This window comes from Shewanella sp. 0m-8 (assembly GCF_052977265.1).
On record NZ_JBRIMB010000085.1, the window covers coordinates 1 to 7,271 of the forward strand.

Annotated in this window: 5 protein-coding genes and 3 tRNA genes; 6 read left to right on the forward strand and 2 right to left on the reverse strand. The window is 42.4% G+C overall.

Features of this window, described 5'->3' with window-relative positions; translation table 11 throughout:
- The first annotated feature begins 175 nt into the window (after window positions 1–175).
- From ACVBIO_RS21155 to ACVBIO_RS21165, 3 genes are all read left to right on the forward strand, one after another.
- A tRNA-Tyr gene (locus tag ACVBIO_RS21155) sits at window positions 176–260 on the forward strand.
- Between the two features lie 97 nt (window positions 261–357).
- Window positions 358–442: transfer RNA gene (locus tag ACVBIO_RS21160), tRNA-Tyr, on the forward strand.
- A gap of 517 nt (window positions 443–959) precedes the next feature.
- Window positions 960–2,036 carry a PLP-dependent cysteine synthase family protein gene (locus tag ACVBIO_RS21165; protein WP_447162689.1) on the forward strand — a complete coding sequence of 359 codons (1,077 nt, stop codon included), beginning with the start codon at window positions 960–962 and terminating at the stop codon, window positions 2,034–2,036.
- A 94-nt stretch (window positions 2,037–2,130) separates the two neighbouring features.
- On the opposite strand, the gene queE is transcribed toward ACVBIO_RS21165, so the two are convergent.
- Window positions 2,131–2,799, reverse strand: a complete 669-nt coding sequence (queE, locus tag ACVBIO_RS21170) for a 7-carboxy-7-deazaguanine synthase QueE (RefSeq protein ID WP_447162690.1) — start codon at window positions 2,797–2,799, stop codon at window positions 2,131–2,133.
- Between the two features lie 127 nt (window positions 2,800–2,926).
- Between queE and queC the strand changes: the two genes are divergently transcribed.
- Together queC and rrtA are read left to right on the forward strand one after the other, a co-directional pair.
- Window positions 2,927–3,616 carry a 7-cyano-7-deazaguanine synthase QueC gene (gene queC, locus ACVBIO_RS21175; protein ID WP_447162691.1) on the forward strand — a complete coding sequence of 230 codons (690 nt, stop codon included), beginning with the start codon at window positions 2,927–2,929 and terminating at the stop codon, window positions 3,614–3,616.
- A complete protein-coding gene (rrtA, locus tag ACVBIO_RS21180; protein WP_447162692.1) occupies window positions 3,604–4,197 on the forward strand; it encodes a rhombosortase in 594 nt (197 codons plus the stop codon). The genes queC and rrtA overlap by 13 nt, the downstream gene beginning before the upstream one ends.
- Window positions 4,198–4,390: 193 nt before the next feature.
- On the opposite strand, the gene uvrB is transcribed toward rrtA, so the two are convergent.
- A complete protein-coding gene (gene uvrB / locus ACVBIO_RS21185) occupies window positions 4,391–6,394 on the reverse strand; it encodes an excinuclease ABC subunit UvrB (RefSeq protein WP_447162693.1) in 2,004 nt (667 codons plus the stop codon).
- A gap of 801 nt (window positions 6,395–7,195) precedes the next feature.
- Between uvrB and ACVBIO_RS21190 the strand changes: the two genes are divergently transcribed.
- Window positions 7,196–7,271 (forward strand) — tRNA-Asn (locus tag ACVBIO_RS21190).

Sequence of the window (7,271 nt, forward strand, 5' to 3'; positions counted from 1 at the left end):
TCCCGAGTGGCCAAAGGGATCAGACTGTAAATCTGACGGCTCAGCCTTCGAAGGTTCGAATCCTTCTCCCTCCACCACTTCTTAACTCACTACGAGTTTGGGAGTAAAAAGAGTAAAACCAATAGTAACAAACACAATAAGCCAATATTGTGCGCAACACGAAGTAAGAAAATGTGGAGGGGTTCCCGAGTGGCCAAAGGGATCAGACTGTAAATCTGACGGCTCAGCCTTCGAAGGTTCGAATCCTTCTCCCTCCACCACTTCTTAACTCACTATGAGTTTGGAAGTAGCAGTAGAAAACCAATAGCAACAAACACAGTAGGCCAATATTGTGTGTAACACGAAGTAAGAAAATGTGGAGGGGTTCCCGAGTGGCCAAAGGGATCAGACTGTAAATCTGACGGCTCAGCCTTCGAAGGTTCGAATCCTTCTCCCTCCACCACTTCTTGTTTCAGCTTCCATCTTATTTCATTTCAAAGATCTTATTTCAAAGTCATTCATCAATATCGTTTAATAATCTTGCAGTTGCTCCCCCCCCTGTCTCTATATCTAAGCAGTGACATCTCTTTTTTATATCTAAGTTGCTACACCTCTGTTTTATATATCAATTACCTATCACCGCCATGTAGCACAGCTTAAATACTCAGATCACATTAACCTTGCCAAAATCATCACCTCTTAAACCTCTTGATAAACTCTCACTTTGTAAATCGTGCTTGCACATAATCATTTAAATGTGACGATTTCGTTTACATAAAAAGACATAAATACCATCAGGGTTTCATTTAATCAGTATTTTCTAGACTCAAATATCCACTTAAACACCTGATCACCACAAAAGTATATTTAATCAGGCGCTTACACCGGCACAACAAGTTATCCGCAGTGTGTTTTTCGCTACCAATCTGGCTCGTTTTTCTCTATGATTTAAGTTCAACGTGTTAACCATAGGCAAACAAGTGACTCATTCTTGGGTAAATCAAGCAATCGAAAAAATTGAAGCTGACTTTCAACGAAGTGCAGATACTCATTTAATTAAGCTAGATACGCCTAGCCTAACGGGTATTGATATTTACCTAAAAGATGAAAGTACCCACCCTACGGGAAGTTTAAAGCACCGTCTTGCTCGCTCTTTGTTTCTTTATGCGCTGTGTAATGGCTGGATTAAAGAAGGCACCACAGTAATTGAGTCTTCTTCTGGCAGTACAGCCGTATCAGAGGCCTATTTTGCCCGATTACTGGGATTGCCTTTTATCGCAGTCATGCCTAGCACCACAGCAAAAAAGAAAATTCAACAAATTGAATTTTACGGTGGTCAATGCCACTTTGTTGACCATTCCAGTAAAATTTATGCCGAATCTGAGCGCTTAGCCCAAGAGCTAGATGGTCATTATATGGATCAATTTACCTATGCCGAACGCGCAACAGATTGGCGTGGTAACAACAATATCGCTAACTCTATCTTTTATCAGATGAAAAAAGAGCAACATTCAATTCCGACTTGGATTGTAATGAGCCCTGGTACTGGCGGTACTTCGGCAACGATTGGCCGCTATATTCGCTATCAGCGACTCACGACTAAACTTTGTGTTGTCGACCCTGAAAACTCCGTTTTCTTTGATTATTTCAATACTGGAGACAAGCATGTCAGCTGCTGTAATGGCAGTAAGATTGAAGGTATTGGTAGGCCTCGTGCTGAGCCCTCTTTTATCCCTGGCGTCGTGGACGAGATGCGTAAGATCCCAGATCCCGCTTCTGTCGCAACAGTCAATTGGCTTGAGAAGATTATCGGGCGTAAAACTGGCGCCTCAACAGGTACTAACCTCTATGGCGTGTTGCTATTGGCTAGCGAAATGGCTGCCAGGGGTGAGACCGGCTCGATAGTGACCCTAATTTGCGATTCAGGTGAGCGCTACTTAGACACCTATTACAATGCAGCTTGGATTGAAGAGCACATCGGCGATCTAACGCCTTATACTGATGCATTAACCCGGTTTAGTGAGACAAGTGTATTAAATTGCCCTAGTGACAAATAACGATATACCCATGGTGATTAACCGTCACCGGTACAAAAAAGCCCTTGAGATAATTAAATCCAAGGGCTTTTTATTATCAAGCGATCTAAATTGTTTAATCGATATCTAAATATTTATGAGTCTGAATTGATAAGCGCCAATTTCGCGCGATACAAGTAGACATCGCCAATTCAGTCGCGCGTGCCTTTTGGCTAATAGGCTGCAAACACACTGTTTTATCAGTCACATCGATACCTTCTAATAGCTCATCAAGCTCATCAATGTGATTTTGGGTTGCTATGGGGTGTTTAATCTCATTGGCTCGATTCAATGCTTGGGCAAGTACTTTATAACCGCCTTTCATATTCACCTTAGGTGATACCGTCACCCAAGTGTCTGCGTGACATAACACATCAAATGTACCACTGGTTTCAATCTGCGTTTGGTACCCTTGGCTATGAAGGTATTGAGTTAACTCAGTCAAATCATATAAACAAGGTTCGCCACCGGTGATCACGATATGTTTTGCATTGAAGCCTTTAGCTTTAAAGGCATTAACCAACTCTTCAGCGCTAAGTTCCGCCCAACGTCCGATAGTACCGTCAACTTGGATCACAAGCTCTTTTGCTACGCGGTTTTCCTCTAAAAGTTCCCACGTCTGCTTAGTGTCACACCAAGAGCAACCAACAGGGCAGCCCTGAAGTCTAACAAAAACGGCTGGTACTCCCGTAAAAGTCCCCTCACCTTGAATTGTTTCAAATACTTCATTAACTGGATATTTCATTATCTTACCTCTTGGTTAACCGGGGCGCAGTTATAGAGGATTTTTAGCTGTGTCGCAAGTAGTTTAAAAGCGTTCACGCCTGCGTTAAACTACTCGTTCTTATTTATTACAAGATTGAAAGTTTATTATGTCAAAAGCCGTTGTAGTTTTTAGTGGTGGTCAAGATTCGACAACCTGCCTCATTCAGGCCCTCCAACAATTTGATGAAGTTCATGGGATCACATTCGATTATGGGCAACGACATAGAGAAGAAATTGAAATAGCAAAAGAGCTGGCCAATAAACTCAAACTGGCTAGCCACAAAGTGATGGATGTCACCTTGTTAAATGAATTAGCCATATCGGCATTAACTCGTGACTCCATTCCCGTCTCTAACGAATTAATGGATAACGGCCTACCTAACACCTTTGTTCCGGGCCGAAACATCCTCTTTCTTACCCTTGCTGGCATTTACGCTTACCAACTTGGCGCAGATACTGTGATAACCGGTGTTTGCGAGACAGACTTTTCAGGCTACCCAGATTGCCGCAATGACTTTGTAAAAGCCATGCAAGCCGCCCTTGAACAGGGTATGGATAAAAAACTGACCATTGATACTCCTCTAATGTGGTTAGATAAGGCCGAGACATGGGCGCTTGCAGATAAGTTTGATAGCTTGGAGCTTGTGCGAAATGAAACCCTAACCTGCTATAACGGTATTAAGGGCGACGGTTGCGGTACCTGCCCTGCATGTCTATTAAGAAAGCGCGGTCTTGAAGAGTACCTTGCAGACAAAGAGGCGATACAAGCAAGACTTTCTGATAAATGCAAAAACTAAAATGGGGGGCCAACAACCCCTATGTGTTTGCGTTAGTCATTACAATTACATGTATTAGTCTTTTTTATTTGCGACTCGACTCGCTGCTGGCCTACCAAAGGTATTTAATCCTTGATGGTGAGTGGTGGCGCCTAGTCAGCGGAAACTTGCTGCACACCAATGCCTGGCACCTGTATATGAACCTCGCGGGTTTTTGGGTCATATTAGCCTTACATGAGCAACATTACCGTGCAAAGGGGCTTAGCATACTATTTTTTAGCCTGTGTCTAATGCAAGGGCTGGGGCTACTCGCATTTTATCCAATGCTGATTGGTTATGTGGGCTTAAGTGGCATGCTGCATGGATTATTTGCCTTCGGTGCGGTATGCGATATTCGCCAAGGCTACAAAAGCGGTTACTTGCTATTACTAGGCGTGATTTTAAAAGTCGCTTATGAGCAATACTTTGGCGCCAGTATTGAAATGACCCAATTAATTGGTGCAAGAGTTGCGACTGAGGCTCATTTAGTTGGCCTTGTCTGTGGACTGCTGTGCGTATCAGTTTATCTAGCTTGGCCGCAGCGACATAAACAAGCTCGTTAAAGAAGACGATAAACTGTAGTTCCAATCAAAATAAGATACACATAAAAAAGAGAGCCTAGTTGTACTCGGCTCCCCTTTTTAATGTCTTAGTAGCTCAACAGTTAGTATTAAAATTCATAACGCTAAAGTTCATTGAGTTAAAGTTTATTGAGCTAAAGTTGATTGCATTGAAGTAAATAGCGTGAATAATCAATTACGCCTTAATAAACTGTTCTCTAAGACGACTAACTTTGTCACGAATTGCAGCGGCTTCTTCAAATTCAAGGTTTTTAGCATGCTCATGCATCTGTTTTTCTAGCCTGTCAATGTCATGGCTAATGTCTGCAGGTTTAGCCACATGATATTCCCCCTCAATCTCTGCAACTCCTCGTTCGCTGTCCACATATTCGTGACCGCCAACATCCATGACATCAGTGATCTTTTTGATCACTCCTTTCGGAGTAATGCCATTATCAATATTATGCTGATGCTGCTTCTCACGACGTCGATTTGTTTCCGTAATCGCCTTGTCCATCGACTTAGTAATACGGTCTCCATATAAGATAACCTTACCGTTTACATTTCGAGCCGCGCGGCCAATTGTCTGGATCAATGAACGTTCTGAACGTAAAAAGCCCTCTTTATCTGCATCGAGAATACACACCAAAGAGACTTCTGGCATATCTAAGCCTTCTCGTAACAAGTTAATCCCGATCAGTACATCAAACACGCCTAGACGTAAGTCTCTGATGATCTCGACGCGCTCAACAGTATCGATATCTGAGTGCAAGTATCTGACCTTTACACCATGTTCATCGAGGTACTCACTTAAATCCTCTGACATTCTCTTAGTTAAGGTCGTTACAAGTACACGTTCATTCACAGCGACTCGTTTGCCTATCTCAGATAACAGGTCGTCTACTTGAGTGCTAACAGGGCGAACTTCAATTTCAGGATCAAGTAAGCCAGTAGGTCTAACAACCTGCTCGGCGATTTCGCCATCTGACTTATTAATTTCATATTCGCTAGGCGTTGCAGAAACAAAAATACTTTGCGGCATTAACGCTTCAAACTCTTCAAACTTTAATGGGCGATTATCAAGCGCTGAAGGCAAGCGAAAACCATATTCTACGAGGTTCATTTTCCGCGAGCGATCACCTTTATACATGGCGCCAATTTGCGGCACTGTTACATGGGATTCATCGATAATGAGTAAACCATCTTCTGGCAGATAATCTAGCAAGGTCGGAGGCCCATCGCCGGGGGCTCGACCCGACAGGTATCGGGAGTAGTTTTCAATACCTGAACAGTAACCAAGTTCGGTCATCATCTCGATATCATACTGAACCCGCTCTGTAATGCGTTGCTCCTCGATAAGTTTATTCAGTTCGAGAAGCTGTTTTTTACGGTCACGTAATTCCTCTTTGATCTCTCCTGTCGCCGCCAAAATAGACTCTCGAGGCGTGACATAGTGACTTTTAGGGTAAACCGTTATTCGTGCTATTCGCTTTACAATGTGGCCAGTTAACGGATCGAACAGACTCAAACGTTCTATCTCATCATCAAATAGCTCTATTCTGATGGCATTTTTGTCTGAATCTGCCGGAAAGATGTCAATCACTTCACCGCGCACTCGATAGGTACCGCGTTGCAGTTCTATATCATTGCGAGTGTATTGCAGCTCACTCAGGCGCTTTAAGATATCACGCTGCTCCATAATGGCACCTTCTCGAAGGTGTAACAGCATCTTCATATAGGCTTTAGGATCGCCCAGACCATAAATGGCAGAAACTGAAGCAATCAGAACAACATCTTTACGCTCTAATAGTGCTTTAGTCGCCGAGAGTCGCATCTGCTCAATGTGCGCATTAACTGATGCATCTTTTTCAATGAATGTGCCTGTAGAGGGAACGTAAGCTTCAGGCTGATAATAGTCATAGTAGGAAACAAAATACTCTACCGCATTATGGGGGAAAAATTCCTTCATCTCTCCATAAAGCTGTGCAGCAAGAGTCTTGTTGGGCGCCATAATAATCGTTGGGCGTGACATTTTCTCGATGACATTTGCAATAGTAAAGGTTTTACCTGAGCCCGTAACGCCCAGTAATGTCTGGCAAGCAACCCCTGACTCTAGCCCATCCACAAGTTTACTAATGGCCGTAGGCTGATCGCCTGCAGGCTTATACATAGACTCTAATTGAAATACAGATTCTGACACTCAAATACTTCCCTCGAAAAATGAGCAACTATTTTACCCTAATTTGATTGATGACGACTTAACTTTCTAGATTAGTTTTTGTTCGACTTAGTGTTCGTTGCCAAATAGCGCTATGACAATAATCAGATCAGCCGTGTAAGTCACCTAAACCGATTACTTATAACATCACTAAATGAAACTTTGTAACCAAGTTAAAGTCTAGCCTTTAACGCTAACCTCCGCGTCAACACCAGTAAAATAGGCGTATTAATTCACAAGTTACTACTATAAGCGAGTTACAACTTAGCAACATTTTAAAAAGCCAACCAAAGTAACTGTTGCTTTTTTCATCACATTGTTTTTATTAGCTAAAAAAAAACTTCTATAAATTAGCTCATTTTAACCTCAACGCCCTATTCATCGGCATTTGCGGTTGATTTTCTCACTTAACCCACAGGCTTATCCACAGATTTAGTGGATAACTCTCGCAACGCTAGTTGCTATGGGGGTTTAAGCTTTCGACACGAGTTAAGCAAGCTAAAGCGATTTAATGTAATTTTCTTACATTTGTAGTTTATAGCCTAGCGAACAGCTCTTTTTGTTGGTATGTCTCATTAATGAGCTAATCGAAAACTGTGATTAACTCATAGACTTGCATTTCTACTGGTCACATTTTAACAAAAATGCTGCATTCATCGACACAATGAACATTAGGTGAGCACTTGAGCGTATAATTTCATTTTTTTTAGCTTGTCGAGTTGACTCAATTGTAAGAGCGCTTTACTATGCGCTCCGTCTTCAACGAGACGTAACTTAAACGCTTCCCCTGTAGTTCAGTTGGTAGAACGGCGGACTGTTAATCCGTATGTCACTGGTTCGAGTCCAGTCTGGGGAGCCA

Excerpts from the sequence above, each read along its gene's own strand:
- rrtA (WP_447162692.1), top strand. The coding sequence starts at position 3,604 with ATGCAAAAACTAAAATGGGGGGCCAACAACCCCTATGTGTTTGCGTTA.
- queC (WP_447162691.1), top strand. The coding sequence starts at position 2,927 with ATGTCAAAAGCCGTTGTAGTTTTTAGTGGTGGTCAAGATTCGACAACC.
- queE (WP_447162690.1), bottom strand. The coding sequence starts at position 2,799 with ATGAAATATCCAGTTAATGAAGTATTTGAAACAATTCAAGGTGAGGGG.